The sequence below is a fragment of the Criblamydia sequanensis CRIB-18 genome (assembly GCF_000750955.1).
Classification (GTDB): domain Bacteria; phylum Chlamydiota; class Chlamydiia; order Chlamydiales; family Criblamydiaceae; genus Criblamydia; species Criblamydia sequanensis.
This window is the reverse complement of the sequence record NZ_CCEJ010000008.1, coordinates 61,552-75,988: the sequence shown is the minus strand read 5'-3', so window position 1 is coordinate 75,988 and position 14,437 is coordinate 61,552. Positions and strand designations below refer to the sequence as shown.

Genomic DNA, 14,437 nt, shown 5'->3' with positions numbered 1-14,437 from the left:
TATTTTAAGTTGAGAAAACAAATCCGATCAAGCAAGAAGGTAAACAGCAAAACCTTATAAAGCTTAACGATTTTTCCAAATGTAGATTAAATCTTGCTTGTCATGCTCATCTAAAAAAATCCGCCATTCTTCAACCATGAACTCGAATTCCTTCATTAGGCGAAAGAATTTCATATTGGTTAATTCTTCTGTAGAGCCGATATAGTTTAGGAAAATGCGATAATGCTCTTCATCCACGATGAAATAAGTTTTTAAAGAAAACTGACTTCCAAAAGGGGGATTTTTTTTAATAGCATCTCTTACGCTTGCTGGAAGGTAATTGCTTCCAAAATAGACAGGACAAGACATGGAGAGTTTAGAACCGTCATCGAACACGCGAAGGGTCATATCTTTCGAACAAAGGAACACTTGACCCTGTTTTTGAGTCATCAAATCATGAAATATCTTTTTTATATCTTGCTGCGCGTTCATGATCTCTCCAATTATCCTTAACTGGATTAAGAAAGAAAATACTCTTTCTCTAATTTTATTTTAATACAAAAGTTTATTTGTTTTAATATAAAACTTCATTTATTTTTAAATTATTTAATTATTAAAACTCTATTAAGATTAAAAATTAAACCTTTGCTTTAAAAAAGCGTAGAGAAAAGCTAATTCGTAAAAGCTATAAAGGATAAGGGCTAGGATTACCTGAGAGAGAACATCGGGCGGTGTTAAAAGAGCTCCCAAGATGAAACAGGCCAAAAAGCTTAACTTTCGCCACCGATTAAAAAAAGCGTGGGTTATCACCCCTTTTTTAACCAATAAAAGCATGACGGCAAGGGCCTCAAAAGAAATGCCTGCTGCTAAAAGAAGCATGATAGAGAAGTCCATATAAGAGAGGAGAGACCAATAGGATAAGGCCATCGATTCGTTGACTGATAAAAAGTAGGCAACACCCATCGGTAGAATAATTTTAAATCCTAAAAAAACCCCTAGGGAAAAGCAAAAAAAGGAACAAAAAAAGAATGAAACTAGATGCTTTTGGGTATTTCTTTTGAAAGCCGGAGCAATAAAGGTAAGAATTTGCCAAACCCAAAAAGGCGAAGACAACCCAAGCCCTATCAAAATTGAAAATTTAATTGTGATTAAAAAACCATCCAGCGGATGGGTAAGAATAAACACCGGTTTTTTTAGAAAATAATGATAGGTCACACTCCCTTCCGGCTCTAGAACCACTTTACTGCTTTCAAGCTTCCCATTTTTTAAATCTAGGACATGAAAAGATTCGGGAAGATTAAATTCTTGAGATACGGATTCTCTATTAACTATTCTTTCTGTAAAACCCTTTTCAAAGGAAGATGGAAATTCTGCCGGCCATTTGAACAGATCTATCCAATAAGTGGAAAAACTAAATGCTAAGCAAGAAAAAAAAGCCGCTATCAGAAGCGATCGTAAAATCGTTTTTCTAAGCTCTTCAACATGGTCCCAAAAGGGAAGGTTGGCTTGACCTTCAAAATCACTTAGGGTTAGAGTCTTCTCGGGTGTCATAGGAAGCGGCTTCCTTTTCGTCTGTCTGGCAAGCTCTTCTAAACTCGCGAACCCCTTGCCCTAGGCTTTTAGCAATTTCCGGAAGGCGTTTACTGCCGAATAAGAGAAGTGCTATGCAAAAAATTACAATTAATTCAAAAGTCCCTAACATACAAAACCCACTTTTTAAAAGCTCTTTATAAAGTTACTAAAACGTATGCTATTTTTGCTTGATCTCTTTCATAAGGTCTTGAGCAAGTTTTAAAAGATGCTTCTTTTCTTCTTGATTTAGCTTAAATTTTCTTAACTCAAAAGTAGCAAGGATTTTTTGCAAATCATTAGTGATTTGAACTGAAATCTTTTGCTTTCTTTTATCCGATTCTTTTAGGGGAAATAAATCTCTTATGGCAGTTAATATTTCATGCTTGGTCTTGCCGCTTAGCTCTTGAATAAGCTGGCACTTTAAATCAATCGGCGCATCCCTTGCAGCTAATGTGTAAATGGCTTGTCTTGGCATCATTTCAAACTGCTGTTTTAAGTTGGAGGGAATTTTTGAGCAAAATTCGTAATATTGCAAAAAGTTGTATGGCGTTTGCCGGTTGCCGTATAAGGCAATTAGCCATGCCGTAAAAGCCCCTTCCTGGTACCCGGTTAAAATCTTTTGAGCTTTTTTAATTCTCTCCCCGTGCAAAAGTACGGCTTGATTATTGATCGCTTTGACTTCGCTTGAAATAGCAATCAAACGCTCAAGATCATCTTCCTTATAAGAATGAACCTTATACTTATCTAAAATTTCCTTTAGATTCTGCTTTTCAAGAGGGCTTAATTCAGCTAAATGAAAAACCCCGGAAAAACTTGTCAATTCCCCTTTAGAGGAGCGTCTTGCCATCTCTTCAATTTTTACCGAGTTTTCTTTTTTCTTAAGTCTTTCTGCAAGCAAAGTTTCAACTTTGGCCATAATTTTCCTTTTAAATGTAAAGCGGCTTTACAACTAAGCTAATCGCTTAAGAATTTCTTTTGTAACTTCTTTGTAATCTTCAGCAGCTCTCGATCCGGGAGCAGTTTCAAAAAGAGGTTTTCCAAAGATAGAGGCTTCCGAGACATTGATATCTCTTCTGACTTTTGCTTTTAATGCTTTTTTAGGAAATGTCTCTTCTATCACTTCTAAAAAAGTGTCGTTGCTTTTTCCTCTTGAATTCCAAAAAGAGAGTAAAACACCCAAAACATTCAAGGGGTGTCTTTCACTGACATTGGAAATAAACTGGGAAAGCCTTTGAAGCCCTTTGATACTGTAAAATTCGGGGGTGGCGCAAACGAGGGTGTGCTTTGCCGCAATGAGGGCTGATTCTGTCAGCCAGCAAAGAGAAGGCGGCGTATCGATTATAATGGCATCATAAGGGGCATCTTTTAAGATATCCCTTAGCCTTTCGTGTGAGTAACGATCGCTTGCTAAAGGATCTGTCACCTCGACTCTTTCAAGCCAAGTGTCTGCCGGAATAAGATCTAAATTTTTAAAACTTGTCTTCCGGATCACATCGGATAGCTTCTTGTTTGATTTTAAAACTTCCGCCATGCTGTCATGCTCATCGGGATCAAAGCCAAGGCCTGTAGTTAGATTGGCTTGCGCATCAAAATCCACAAGCAAAACATTCTTCTTATGAAATTTTGAAAGAGCGGATCCAATATGAAGGGCTGTTGACGTTTTAGCAGTCCCGCCTTTAAAGCTGCTGACCGCAATGACCGTATTCTTCTTTGTCATATAGAAACTCTTTTAAGACTAACAAATTGTAATAGGATTTACTAAAAAAGCCTCTAACTCACTAAAAAATGAGTTAGAAACCTTTAAGCTAATCTAGAAAAAGTATTGATTATTGAGAAGAATAAGTTGAATTTAAATTTTTTAATCTTCTTTCTTCAATAAGCTTAGCGACAAACGAATCAATATCGATTTCGCCATGAACGACATTATCTCGTGTTCTTAAAGCAGCCGTCTTATTCTCAAGCTCTTTATCACCGATAGTTAAAATATAATTGACCTGATCAAGCTGAGCCGACCTCACCTTTTTTCCAACCGATTCGCTTGAGTCATCCACTTCCACAAGAAATTTATGCTTCTTTAATCTGGCCATTAAGTCATTGGCGTAATCGATATGCCTATCGGCTACTGTCAAAATTCTAATTTGCCTTGGCGATATCCAAAAGGGGAATTTTCCGGCGAAGTGCTCAATTAAAATCCCGAAAAATCTCTCCAAGGATCCAAAAAGGGCTCTATGGATCATAACGGGTCTTTTTCTTGTGCCGTCTTGGGCTGTGTATTCGATGTCGAATCTTTCAGGAAGCGCCATGTCAAGCTGAACCGTACCGCACTGCCAGGTTCTACCAAGAGCATCCTTGATATGGAAGTCAATTTTAGGTCCGTAGAAGGCCCCGTCCCCTTCATTAATGCGGTAGACGCGGCCTGAGTCATCAAGCGCCCCTTTTAAACCGCTTGTAGCCACTTCCCACTCTTCGTCTGTTCCAATAGTGCCGGATTCAGGTCTTGTGGAAAGCTCTAATCGGTATTCAAGGCCAAAAGTGGAGTAAAGAAGGTCGGCTAAATTTAAAACATTCAAGATTTCCCCTCGAATATCTTCCGGCTTCATGAAAATATGAGCGTCATCTTGGTGGAAGCTTCGGCATCTAAATAACCCAGAAAGAGAACCGGATGGCTCAAATCTGTGCACGTTGCCAATTTCAGCCACTCTTAAAGGAAGCTGTCTGTAGCTATGGGAGTCGGATTTATAAAAAAGAATGGCACCGGGGCAATTCATGGGCTTAATGGCAAATTCCCTGCCTTCAATTTCAGAGGTGAACATATTTTCTCGATAATTCTTCCAATGACCGGAACGCTCCCAAAGCTCTTTACTCATTAGGGTAGGCGTTTTGATTTCTATGTAATCGCGTTCATGGAGAAGCTCTTTAATAAAACCAATGAGCGAATCCCAAATTAAAAGGCCTTTGGGGTGGATAAATGGCATTCCAGGGGCTTCTTCTTTCAGAGAAAAAAGATCAAGTTTCGGCCCTACGACTTTATGATCGCGCTTTTTTGCTTCTTCTAAGAGCGTCAGGTAATCTTTTAGTAACTTTCTGTCGGGAAAAGTAATCGCATATATTCGAGTTAAAACTTCGTTGTTAGAATCACCCTTCCAATAAGCCCCTGAGGTTTTAAGCAATTTTAAAGCTTTTATTTTACCTAAGTTATGTAGGTGAGGGCCTCGGCAGAGATCAAAAAATTCCCCTTGTCGATAGCCGGTTAACGCATCTTCCGGGTTAAACCCGTCAATCAATTCAAGTTTATAGGGATTTGAAGAGAAAGCTTTTTTCGCTTCATCCTTAGAAGAAAACGTCTCTTTTTGAGAAACATAATTTTCTTTTACGATCGCTTCCATTTCCTTTTCAATTTTAGGAAAATCGTCTTCGGAAAGGTTAAGATTTGCAAAGTCGTAGTAAAACCCATGCTCGATCGGGGGTCCAATGGTCGGTTTGGCCTCAGGGTAAAGGCGAAGTATCGCTTGCGCAAGAACATGGGCCGACGTATGCCAAAAAACTTCTTTACCCTCTTTATCCTCAAAATTAAAAAACTGAACGGCATCTCCCTCTTTTAAAGGCGTCGATAAATCCTTTAAAAGGCCATTGATATGAACGGCAACCGCCTCATTGGGATTTTTTAAATTTAGCTGATCCGCTAGATTCTTAGCTGTGGATCCTTCAGGAAGGTCCAATTTTTTATCTTTGTGGATGATCTGCATGGCAACGAAATTCCTATTATTTTAAAGGCAAAAGTTTAAACGATAAGGCATTATTTACCGAGAAGAAAATAAGCTTTTTTTCAAATTAATTTTAGGTTTATTAAAAAAATCTATGGGTTATTCGCCAAAACATAAGGCCAGATGGCCAACTTTTTGACAGCCAAGCGATTCGTATAGTTTTTGAGCCGGAATATTTTCTTTTTCTCCGGTAAAAATAATGAGCTTTCGAAGTTGTAAATTTTCTTTACAGTCATGAATTAAACGGTTCATTAAAGCTCTTCCATGCCCTTTTTTTCTCTCGCTTTCAACTGTGTAAACACCGCCGACTGTTCCGATTTGATTAGTTTTAGCATTGATTTCGGCAATGCTTAAAAGTCTATTTTCTTCAAATAAGCCCCAAACAAGACTATTCTTAACCTTATTACCGTATTCGTAAACCCTTTCTTTTTCTGAAAGAGAGGTCGGCAACCCCTGTTCCTCAAGATAATCCATTCGAAGAAGTTTCCAATCTTGATAGTCTTCTAAAGAAAGCGCCCTGGCTTTTAGAGAAGGGTGCCCTTTCCATTCCTTTAAATTCAAAGTGTAATTGACTTCTTTGCAAAAGTAATTTTCTTTTTTAATCACACCGATTGATTTTAGATGTTCCCAAAATAGACTTCCAAAAGCCCACTCTCCAATCAACCCTTTGATTGGGATTTTTTCCTCTTCGCAACTTTTTAGAATAAGCTTAAATAGCGGATCGACAACTTCTGATTGAACAAGAAGAGTGCCGCCTTTTGTCAAACAAAAAACAGCGATAATCTTATCCTCATCCAAAACCATTTTGAAATTTCCTGAAAATTGGCTTTCACCAATATCTGGGCCCATTCTTTCCAAATTTCCTATAAGAAAAACGGCAGAGTCTTCATATTTATTTAAAAATTTAAGAGCTGTTTCTTGGTTATTATTCGTGATTCTTTCAATTTGCATAGATTTTAAGCCAATCGGTAGTAGGAATAAATCATAGTTAATAGAGCAATCATTGCTGCCGCAACTAAAATCGCTTTAGATGAGACAAGAAGTAGAAAACCTCCAAAAAGGCAAATAATCCCGTCGCCTAAAACTCTTAAGGAATGCTGGACGCCTAACACTTCTCCCTGAATTTGATCGGATGCCGAATCAGAAATTTTTACCGTTATCAATGTGACGGCAAGCCCAATCACAAGTCCGCTGACCCCAAAAAAGAAAAGCATAAGGTAAGGAAATTCTGTAATGATCATCAATAAAAGCAAAAGAGAAAACCCAAAAATTGAAAGAATGATAGGCTGTCTATTAGAGGGGCTATTGGTAAAATATTTAGGTAAAAAGCCATTGCCTAAAGCCAAGCCTATGCAAAGAATCCCGTTATAGTAGATAAGGTCTGCTGGACTTAAGTCCCATTTTAAAGTCAAAAAAACAGGCCCAAATTCATAAAAGATATCGACCGCTATCGTAAAGCAAGTGGAGAGGATCATTAAAAGTTGCAAAGTTTTATTTTTGAAAAGATTTTTAAGTCGATTGTAGAGGTTGATTCTTGTCCAAAAACTTCTCATTTTGCTTGGGGTCACCGTTTGTCCTTTTAAAACAACTCCCGCAAGAGCGGTTAACGCCAAAAGAAGAAGGCTTGTAAAATAAAAAGGGGTAGCTGTTGTAAAAGACTCCGATATGTTTTTATCGGTTAAGAGACCTCCAAAAAAAGGGCCTATGAGGTAGGCAATAGAGGCTGCCGCATTGATTTTACCAAGGGTTTTCTGCTTGGATATGGCTTTGATGTCTGTAGCCATAGCCCTTGCAATGGCAATGTTTCCTTCCATAAGGCCTGCGCCAAACCTTGAAGCGATAAGGAGCCAAAGAATGTGTTTCGAAATGGCAAATCCGGTCAATAAATTAAAGAAGGCAGATACCACAAGGCTTGCCGTTAAAAGCTTTTTCCTTCCGTAATCGTCTGAGAGAGCCCCCAAAATAGGCGAGCCAACAAACTGGCCTAAAGGGTAAACCGCTAAAGTAACGCCAAGATAAAGAGCTTGAGCCGTAGCGGTTGCATTCTCATCTAAAATATCGTAATCCGGGTTAAGAAATAAGGCCGGGAAGATTAGATAAGGCATTGAAATCCCAAGAAAACCTAAGAAAACAATTAGAAGAATGACAAAAAATTGTTTTTGGGGATTAACCGTCATCTTAAATAATCTCTAATAAAAAAAAGAAATAGGCGGGGGAATCACCAACTTTATAACTTAATAATTATAAAGAATCAACTTCTTAAAATAACAAAGAATTTTTTTCGGATAAAACTAATAAACTCTTTTGAGTTTTGAATATTTCTTGATTTAAGAAAGACATTCACGATTTCTTTTGCAAGACTGAAAAAACCTTTTTTAAAACGTCTTCTCTTTAGGGCATGCGTCCAAATGACTCCCCATTTACCCTCAAGCCCTCTTGGATTCTGGTAAAAACGATACTCTCTTTCTTCCTCTTCTGTAGTGGAAGAAAATTGTTGAATAATCGTTGTATCCAAATCTTTTATGTAATTTTCTTTTAAATAAAAGAGAGCTTTCCAAACGGGAATCTTTAATCTATAAGATTCGCAAAGTTTAAGCACCCTCTCCCAGTCAAACTTCTTCTTGGAATTTAAAATAGTGCAAGCATCCAAAACCCATCTTAAGGAGGTGACAGGGTTCCATCGCAAGCCATGAATGCAGGTTTGGAAAAATAAATCCTCATCCGAAAGTAAATAAGGCTCAATTGACCCTCTTAATTGAACTTTTTTAGATAACTGCCAAAAACTTGCATCTTCTTTTTCTCCAACAAGTTCTGTGACTAAGGCTTGATGAAGATCGATTGCTATCTTTTCCTCATTTGTGAAATTTACTGCATGATAGAGTTTAAATGAGGTAGCGCTTAAATTTTTTTGCTTGCCATTCGACCATCCATTTTCTTGCAGCACTTGAATTGCAAGCTCAAATTGATCTCGTTTTACCATTAAATCAAAATCATTCATGGGTCTTAGGGCAAAATCCTGATAGGTAAGTAAAAGAGCCGGGCCTTTAATAAGCAAAACAGGGATGTTTTTATCCTGAAGTTTTTTTATAATCCCTTCCCCATGGTAAAATAATCTCTTATTCTTTGCCCATGTGTGAAGATAAACGCCCTTTAAACGCGACATTAACGGGTGTTGATACTTTAAATGATGAAGCCGATGCCAAATCAGAGGTAAAAGCCTATAGGAAGCTTCATCGATATCTTCAAGATTTTTTTCTTTTAGCCATTCCTCCCATTTTTCTATGGATTGATTCGGAATCAAGGCTGCATCAAGAAGAAGCTTTTGATGTTTATTCGGTAACCAGCCATCAACGATAGTATGAGACATAGAATATATAATTTTTTGTTGAGATGATTAAGCAGGATGGATTATATTCAAATTTTTGATTTCAAAAAGAAAAATCTATATGAATAATCATTCTTACAAGCTCAATTCCCAATTTGTCACCTACGAAGTGCTAGAAGGGGAAGCTGTTGTTGTGAATTTGCTATCAGGGATTTATTATAGCTTAGATAATGAGCAAACTTATGTTTGGGAACGTCTCATGGAAAATTTTTCCCCGGAAGCTATCGCTTACGCTCTTTCCAATAGATTTTCTCACCCTTTTAATGAAATCGCACCCCTAGTTGACGCTTTTGCAAGCGAGTTAGAAAAAGAAAACCTGATTTATAAAAGCTTTGAAACTTCCGAACCTGAAGTAAAGTTATTACCCTCTGACTTTGCTCCAAAGAATCTAATGCCCCTACAAAAATTCACAGAGATGAAAGAGCTTCTTCAATTAGACCCCATTCACGAAGTGGATGAACAGGGTTGGCCTTATCCGATGCCTTTAAGTGAATCCGCATGTCGTTAAACGAGATCTTTAATAGGTTTCAAGAAGATTGGAGACAGTCAAAGCAATCCACTTCAAAAAAAGTCACAATTAAGATTGCTGGTAAGACTATCCATCTTCATTTTTCAGATGAAAATCTATCTTGCTTGCTCACTCAAGCCCTTAGCCACGTTAAAAGCGATTGCCTTGAAGATGGCCTTAACATTTACGTTTGGGATAGAAGTCAAACAAGTGGCGACATTCCAAAATTACCATGGTCTTATGATCAATTTGGCTCCCATGGCGAAATTTGCTCTTACTCTGAGGATAATTTTTGCATTGCTTGGCAATATAGTTCGGGCATTTTAAGTTTTCTTGATAAAAAAGAAAAACGGGCTCTTTATTGGATCCGAAATAGAAAAGAGCTTCCCATTTGGGACTTAAGCAGCCCATTCCGATCTATCCTTCAGTGGTGGTTTGAAGCCATGGGGTTTACGATGTGTCACTCGGCAATCGTTTCAAAGAAGCGCGGTGTCATGCTTGTGGGTAAAGGAGGGTCCGGGAAATCCACAACTTCTATGGCTTGTGTAAAAAAAGGGCTGGATTATCTAGGGGATGATTATTGCCTTACTTATGTAGAGAAGGGCAGCGTTAAAGCGTTTAGCCTTTATAATAGCATGAAGCTGACCCCTAAAAGCCTAAATTTCTTTCCCGATCTTGCTAGTCTAAGCCCCTCCTTTGAAAAACAACTTGTTTTTTTAGATCCTGTTTCTTGTAAAAATCAATGTTTTATTCAATCGTTATTTGTGCCTAAGATTACTCATGCTCCAAAAACTGAGATTTTACCGATCACTAAAAGAGAGGCGCTATTAGAACTTTTCCCAACCTCCTTTTTTCAACTGACTTATCGGCAAAGAGAATCGTTTTCACGTATGTCTGCTTTAGTTAAAACAGTAAATTGCTATCAATTGGGTCTCGGGGATGATTTTAAAGAAGGAGTTTTAGAGCAATTGGAGGCTTATGTCAATTAGTGTGATTATCCCGGTTTTTAACGCGGCTTGTTATATAGAAAATGCACTTCAATCGATCTATCAGCAAACTTTAAAACCTTTAGAAATAATTGTTGTAGATGATGGCTCAACCGATGATCTAAAAAGCGTCTTAGAAAAACATAGTCCCTCTATTCAATATCTATATCAAGAAAATCAAGGGCCAGCTTCTGCTCGAAATGCGGGGATTCAAAGAGCTAGGGGTGATTTTATTGCTTTTCTTGATGCCGATGATGTGTGGCAAAAAAAAACCCAACAGATTTTATATAATGAGCTTTCTAAAAATCTTGAACTGGATGGCTGCTGGGGAAAAATCCAGGTTCAAATCTTAAAGGAAAATACTTTCATCGACAGCCATACCCCCCAAAAAGCGCCAAGCTTTGCCTGCGCTCTTTTTCGAAAGGAAGCTTTTGAAAAAGCTGGTTTATTAAACCCGGAATACCGGCAAAGCGAAGATGTCGAATGGTTTTTAAGGGCTAAAAATATGGGTTTAAATTTCCATTTTATTGAAGATACCCTTTTATATTACCGGCTTCATAAGACCAACATCACAAAAAATGTTAAAGAAAACCAATTCTTTTTGATGAGAGCGCTTAAAAGCTCCACGAATTCAAATAAAATTTAACTATTACAAGTGCTTCTTAAAAAAAAAAGGATTTCCTCCTTAATTAATGGGATTTCTGCTAAAATTATCGAAAAAAAATTGGTGTTTTAGCATGGAAGAACCGCAAGTTTCCGATAAGTCAATTTCTAGAGATTTCATTCGTCGAATCATTGATGAGGATGTACAAAATAAGCGCTACAATAAGATAGTGACTAGGTTTCCTCCTGAACCGAATGGATTCTTGCATATTGGCCACGCCAAATCCATTTGTTTAAACTTTGGCATTGCAGAAGAATTCAAGGGGGCTTGCCACCTTCGCTTTGACGACACAGACCCCACAAAAGAAGATACGCGCTACGAAAATTCCATCCAGGAAGATATTCGCTGGCTTGGCTTTGATTGGGCCCCCAACCTTTTTAATGCTTCCGATTATTTTGATGAGATGTATGAGTATGCTGTCGGGCTTATCAAGGCTAAAAAAGCTTACGTCTGCGGGCTTACGGAGGAAGAAATTAGAGAGTATAGGGGGACTGTGACAACCCCGGGCCGTATTAGCCCTTTCGCAAAACAGTCCGTTGAAGAAAATTTAAGCTTATTCGAGCGTATGAAAGCGGGAGAATTCCCTGACGGTTCTTACGTTTTAAGAGCAAGAATTGATATGGCCTCGCCTAATATGAAAATGCGAGACCCTCTTCTCTACCGCATTCGTCATGCCCACCACTATAAAACGGGAGACAAGTGGTGTCTTTATCCCATGTATGACTATGCACACCCAATCTCTGATGCCATAGAAGGGATTACCCACTCCATTTGCACCCTTGAATTTGAAAATAACCGCGAGCTCTACGACTGGGTTTTAAATAATATCGATTCCAAGTTTCCCTATAAGCCGCATCAATATGAGTTTGCAAGGCTTGATTTGCAATACACTGTAATGAGTAAGCGTAAACTTCTTCAGTTAGTTGAAAATAAGCACGTGAGCGGATGGGATGACCCGAGGCTTCCAACGATTGCGGGATTAAGAAGACGCGGCTGTACCCCTGAAGCTATTAAACAATTTTGCGAAATGGTGGGTATTGCTAAGGCCAATAGCTCGGTTGAAATGTCTCAATTAGACTTTTGTCTACGCGATGATTTAAATAGCAAAGCCCCTCGCGTGCTCGCTGTCTTAAGGCCTTTAAAAGTCATTATCGACAACTACCCTGAAGATCAAGTGGAAGAGTTGGAAGCGTCTTACTGGCCTCATGATATCCCAAAAACGGGTTCTAGAATTGTTCCTTTTACAAAAGAGCTCTACATTGAGCAAGATGATTTTCTTGAAAACCCGCCTAAAGACTTTTTTAGACTAGCGCCAGGGCGAGAAGTTCGTCTTCGCTACGGGTATTGCATCACTTGCACGCATGTGGATAAAAATGATGCCGGCGAAATCATAGCTGTCCACTGCACCTATGATCCTGAAACCAAAAGCGGCGGCTCGCCTATTGGCCGAAAGGTTAAAGGAACGATCCATTGGGTTTCATCCAAAGCGATCAAAGGGGAAGTTCGTCTCTATGATAGACTCCTCTCCGAACCCCATCTTGGGACGGATAAGGATTTTCTATCCTACATCAACCCAAAATCTTTAGAGGTTCTACCCAATTGCCGATTAGAACCTTCTTTAGAAAAGGCAGTCCCCGGAGACCGCTTTCAATTTGAGAGACAAGGCTACTTCTTCGTGGACCCTATCGATTCAAAACCTGGACACCCGGTCTTTAACCGTATTGTCACCCTAAAAGACTCCTGGGCCAAGAAACAAACCGCTTAAACGATACGCACTTCGAGAGACTCTTCTCGCGAAGTGCCCTCTTTGTTCCCTGTAGAACTTCACTTAAGTTAATCCGGACTTTTTTATAAGCTGTATAGCTCTTTTATAGGGAGCTACGGTATTGACTTGAATCCATTTACGAAGGGGCCACTTTTTTCCAGAAACTAGCGTACACCATTCCCAAACCCCAATTTGATCTAGCTGACCCGTGGGTTCTTCGATCTGAATAATTTCAATAATTCTTGAGACAGTTTGCTTAAAAACTTTTATCTGGTCATTTGAGGCATACTTTTGATAGAAGTCTTTGGCTATAGCCACATAATCCCAGGTGGTGAATCCATTTCCTGGCATTTCGGGGTCTTTGCCTTTAACGCCCTCTTCGTACCAACGAATCAAATTTTTACCCCAGCCAATTTGATAGGCTAGTAAATCAGCGGCGCTTACCTTTCCACCGGTTCCTTCAATCACCTTTAAATGCCTATCTGAAGGGGGGATACTCGTTATAATTTTTACTAAACGATCGCTTTCGTGGAGAATATCTTGAATTAATGTGGACTGCATTTTTTGATAAGAAAACTTTTTTAGGGTAAAAATCAGCTTAAAGACGCCTTTTCTAATATAGTTTATTTATGGGCCCTCGTGATAAAATTTTCAAACCGGAATTTAATATTTTGCTATCACCTTTGTCAATTATTGAAAGACATCGGATTAAAGTAAAAAAGATGAATCCATTCTTAATTTTGTTGGATTTAAAAAAATAACTACTTTTTTAATTGATTTCTTCCCTTTTTAATCTGCTCGTTAAATTTGTCATATATCCCCCATACACCTTTAATCTAGGTTGGGCTTTTTTATTGATATCAAGAAGATGGGCGTCCGGATTACTTCCGGCCTCATGAGGGGCGCCATAAAAAACTTGAGAAATTCCGGATTTAATGATGGCGGTTGAACACATGGCGCAAGATTCAGCATTAGCGTAAAGAATGCAGCCTTCAAGCTTTTTCTTTCCAAGCACCTTACAGGCTATTTGGATGGCTTCTATTTCCGCATGGGCGATGGCAAGCTGTTTTGTATTGGCTTGGTTATGGGCCGCAGCTAAAATATTATTTTCAGAATCCGTGATGACGGCTGCAAAGGGAGGATTCCCTTCTTGAATGCCTTTTTCAACTTCTTCGTAAACCAAGTTCATAATTATTTCTTGTTCTTCGGATAAAATGTAATAGGATTCATTTTCATTAGAAGAAAGAAGAAGATCGTCGATCACATCCATACCTATTTCAGGGATTTTTCGATCGGAATCTAAACAATCCTTGATAGTAAGAACAGCGCTTCTAATCTCATGAGGTAATTCTTCCGAAGGCGCGTTTTCTCCAGGCCAAGAGCAATCCCTTGTTGTTTTGTCGGGCCATCGAGAATAGGCGATCCATAGCCCCTCAGAAGTTCTATGCAAGCAGGAACCAATTGCACCCCGGTATTCAATAAAATAGCGAGCCACTTGATTCCAAGCTTCCCTATACTCGTTTTCCCTGCCAGGTTTAATATACCCTTGATAAATGACTGCGAACATTTGTTTTGAAGATTCCTATATTTGAAGATTTCTTTTTAGAAAGCTCATAATGAGTATTTCTGCTTTCTCTTTCTTAATTTTACGTTGAGTCTTAAGACATTATCAAAGCTTATCCTTCAATTGAATAAATAAAAATGAGATTCTAAAAAGATCGATTTAAGGAAGCTCATCCGACAAATCAAATATGACTTTGTAAAAAGCACATCGTTATTAAAATTCAGTATTTACGTTTATAAGAAGTTAACCT

The 14,437-nt window shown here is 38.5% G+C and carries 15 protein-coding genes; 4 read left to right on the top strand and 11 right to left on the bottom strand.

Annotation, left to right across the window (positions count from 1 at the left end; genetic code table 11):
• Positions 1-63: 63 nt before the first annotated feature.
• From CSEC_RS08395 to CSEC_RS08355, 9 genes are all read right to left on the bottom strand, one after another.
• Positions 64-471, bottom strand: a complete 408-nt coding sequence (locus CSEC_RS08395; RefSeq protein ID WP_053331925.1) for a hypothetical protein — start codon at positions 469-471, stop codon at positions 64-66.
• 138 nt (positions 472-609) lie between these two features.
• Positions 610-1,530 (bottom strand): twin-arginine translocase subunit TatC, encoded by a 921-nt coding sequence (gene tatC / locus CSEC_RS08390; RefSeq protein WP_041018010.1) that lies wholly within the window; start codon positions 1,528-1,530, stop codon positions 610-612.
• The gene (locus CSEC_RS08385; protein ID WP_041018009.1) at positions 1,499-1,681 is read right to left on the bottom strand and encodes a Sec-independent protein translocase subunit TatA/TatB; all 183 of its coding nucleotides are present in this window, start codon (positions 1,679-1,681) and stop codon (positions 1,499-1,501) included. Before CSEC_RS08385 ends, tatC begins: the two co-directional genes overlap by 32 nt.
• 48 nt (positions 1,682-1,729) lie before the next feature.
• Positions 1,730-2,467, bottom strand: a complete 738-nt coding sequence (locus CSEC_RS08380; protein WP_041018008.1) for a CT583 family protein — start codon at positions 2,465-2,467, stop codon at positions 1,730-1,732.
• A gap of 33 nt (positions 2,468-2,500) precedes the next feature.
• Positions 2,501-3,268 (bottom strand): ParA family protein, encoded by a 768-nt coding sequence (locus CSEC_RS08375; protein ID WP_041018007.1) that lies wholly within the window; start codon positions 3,266-3,268, stop codon positions 2,501-2,503.
• Between the two features lie 109 nt (positions 3,269-3,377).
• Positions 3,378-5,291: a threonine--tRNA ligase gene (gene thrS, locus CSEC_RS08370; protein WP_419761213.1), complete on the bottom strand. Its 1,914-nt coding sequence runs from the start codon at positions 5,289-5,291 to the stop codon at positions 3,378-3,380.
• A gap of 123 nt (positions 5,292-5,414) precedes the next feature.
• Complete coding sequence (locus tag CSEC_RS08365; protein WP_041018005.1) at positions 5,415-6,266, bottom strand: GNAT family N-acetyltransferase; 852 nt, start codon at positions 6,264-6,266, stop codon at positions 5,415-5,417.
• A 5-nt stretch (positions 6,267-6,271) separates the two neighbouring features.
• Positions 6,272-7,492: an MFS transporter gene (locus tag CSEC_RS08360; RefSeq protein WP_041018004.1), complete on the bottom strand. Its 1,221-nt coding sequence runs from the start codon at positions 7,490-7,492 to the stop codon at positions 6,272-6,274.
• Between the two features lie 74 nt (positions 7,493-7,566).
• Positions 7,567-8,682: a nucleotidyltransferase domain-containing protein gene (locus CSEC_RS08355; protein WP_041018003.1), complete on the bottom strand. Its 1,116-nt coding sequence runs from the start codon at positions 8,680-8,682 to the stop codon at positions 7,567-7,569.
• Between the two features lie 79 nt (positions 8,683-8,761).
• Here CSEC_RS08355 and CSEC_RS08350 point away from each other — a divergent pair, with 79 nt between their 5' ends.
• The 4 genes from CSEC_RS08350 (at position 8,762) to CSEC_RS08335 (ending at position 12,623) form a co-directional block, all read left to right on the top strand.
• Positions 8,762-9,208 carry a PqqD family protein gene (locus CSEC_RS08350; protein WP_041018002.1) on the top strand — a complete coding sequence of 149 codons (447 nt, stop codon included), beginning with the start codon at positions 8,762-8,764 and terminating at the stop codon, positions 9,206-9,208.
• Positions 9,199-10,197 carry a phosphoenolpyruvate carboxykinase (ATP) gene (locus tag CSEC_RS08345; protein ID WP_041018001.1) on the top strand — a complete coding sequence of 333 codons (999 nt, stop codon included), beginning with the start codon at positions 9,199-9,201 and terminating at the stop codon, positions 10,195-10,197. The genes CSEC_RS08350 and CSEC_RS08345 overlap by 10 nt, the downstream gene beginning before the upstream one ends.
• Entirely contained in the window at positions 10,187-10,840 is a 654-nt protein-coding gene (locus CSEC_RS08340; protein ID WP_053331924.1) for a glycosyltransferase family 2 protein, read from the top strand. The genes CSEC_RS08345 and CSEC_RS08340 overlap by 11 nt, the downstream gene beginning before the upstream one ends.
• A 91-nt stretch (positions 10,841-10,931) precedes the next feature.
• Complete coding sequence (locus tag CSEC_RS08335; RefSeq protein WP_041018151.1) at positions 10,932-12,623, top strand: glutamine--tRNA ligase/YqeY domain fusion protein; 1,692 nt, start codon at positions 10,932-10,934, stop codon at positions 12,621-12,623.
• Between the two features lie 63 nt (positions 12,624-12,686).
• Here the strand turns inward: CSEC_RS08335 and CSEC_RS08330 are convergent, their stop codons facing one another.
• Positions 12,687-13,184: a ClbS/DfsB family four-helix bundle protein gene (locus CSEC_RS08330; protein WP_041018000.1), complete on the bottom strand. Its 498-nt coding sequence runs from the start codon at positions 13,182-13,184 to the stop codon at positions 12,687-12,689.
• 208 nt (positions 13,185-13,392) lie between these two features.
• A complete protein-coding gene (locus tag CSEC_RS13235) occupies positions 13,393-14,190 on the bottom strand; it encodes a nucleoside deaminase (RefSeq protein WP_161780978.1) in 798 nt (265 codons plus the stop codon).
• Between the last annotated feature and the right edge of the window lie 247 nt (positions 14,191-14,437).

What these genes read in the sequence shown, in the direction of transcription:
- CSEC_RS08365 (WP_041018005.1), bottom strand. Translation starts at nt 6,266, where the DNA reads ATGCAAATTGAAAGAATCACGAATAATAACCAAGAAACAGCTCTTAAA.
- CSEC_RS08335 (WP_041018151.1), top strand. Translation starts at nt 10,932, where the DNA reads ATGGAAGAACCGCAAGTTTCCGATAAGTCAATTTCTAGAGATTTCATT.
- CSEC_RS08340 (WP_053331924.1), top strand. Translation starts at nt 10,187, where the DNA reads ATGTCAATTAGTGTGATTATCCCGGTTTTTAACGCGGCTTGTTATATA.
- CSEC_RS08375 (WP_041018007.1), bottom strand. Translation starts at nt 3,268, where the DNA reads ATGACAAAGAAGAATACGGTCATTGCGGTCAGCAGCTTTAAAGGCGGG.
- CSEC_RS08345 (WP_041018001.1), top strand. Translation starts at nt 9,199, where the DNA reads ATGTCGTTAAACGAGATCTTTAATAGGTTTCAAGAAGATTGGAGACAG.
- tatC (WP_041018010.1), bottom strand. Translation starts at nt 1,530, where the DNA reads ATGACACCCGAGAAGACTCTAACCCTAAGTGATTTTGAAGGTCAAGCC.
- CSEC_RS08395 (WP_053331925.1), bottom strand. Translation starts at nt 471, where the DNA reads ATGAACGCGCAGCAAGATATAAAAAAGATATTTCATGATTTGATGACT.
- CSEC_RS08355 (WP_041018003.1), bottom strand. Translation starts at nt 8,682, where the DNA reads ATGTCTCATACTATCGTTGATGGCTGGTTACCGAATAAACATCAAAAG.
- CSEC_RS08385 (WP_041018009.1), bottom strand. Translation starts at nt 1,681, where the DNA reads ATGTTAGGGACTTTTGAATTAATTGTAATTTTTTGCATAGCACTTCTC.
- CSEC_RS13235 (WP_161780978.1), bottom strand. Translation starts at nt 14,190, where the DNA reads ATGTTCGCAGTCATTTATCAAGGGTATATTAAACCTGGCAGGGAAAAC.
- CSEC_RS08360 (WP_041018004.1), bottom strand. Translation starts at nt 7,492, where the DNA reads ATGACGGTTAATCCCCAAAAACAATTTTTTGTCATTCTTCTAATTGTT.
- CSEC_RS08380 (WP_041018008.1), bottom strand. Translation starts at nt 2,467, where the DNA reads ATGGCCAAAGTTGAAACTTTGCTTGCAGAAAGACTTAAGAAAAAAGAA.
- CSEC_RS08350 (WP_041018002.1), top strand. Translation starts at nt 8,762, where the DNA reads ATGAATAATCATTCTTACAAGCTCAATTCCCAATTTGTCACCTACGAA.
- CSEC_RS08330 (WP_041018000.1), bottom strand. Translation starts at nt 13,184, where the DNA reads ATGCAGTCCACATTAATTCAAGATATTCTCCACGAAAGCGATCGTTTA.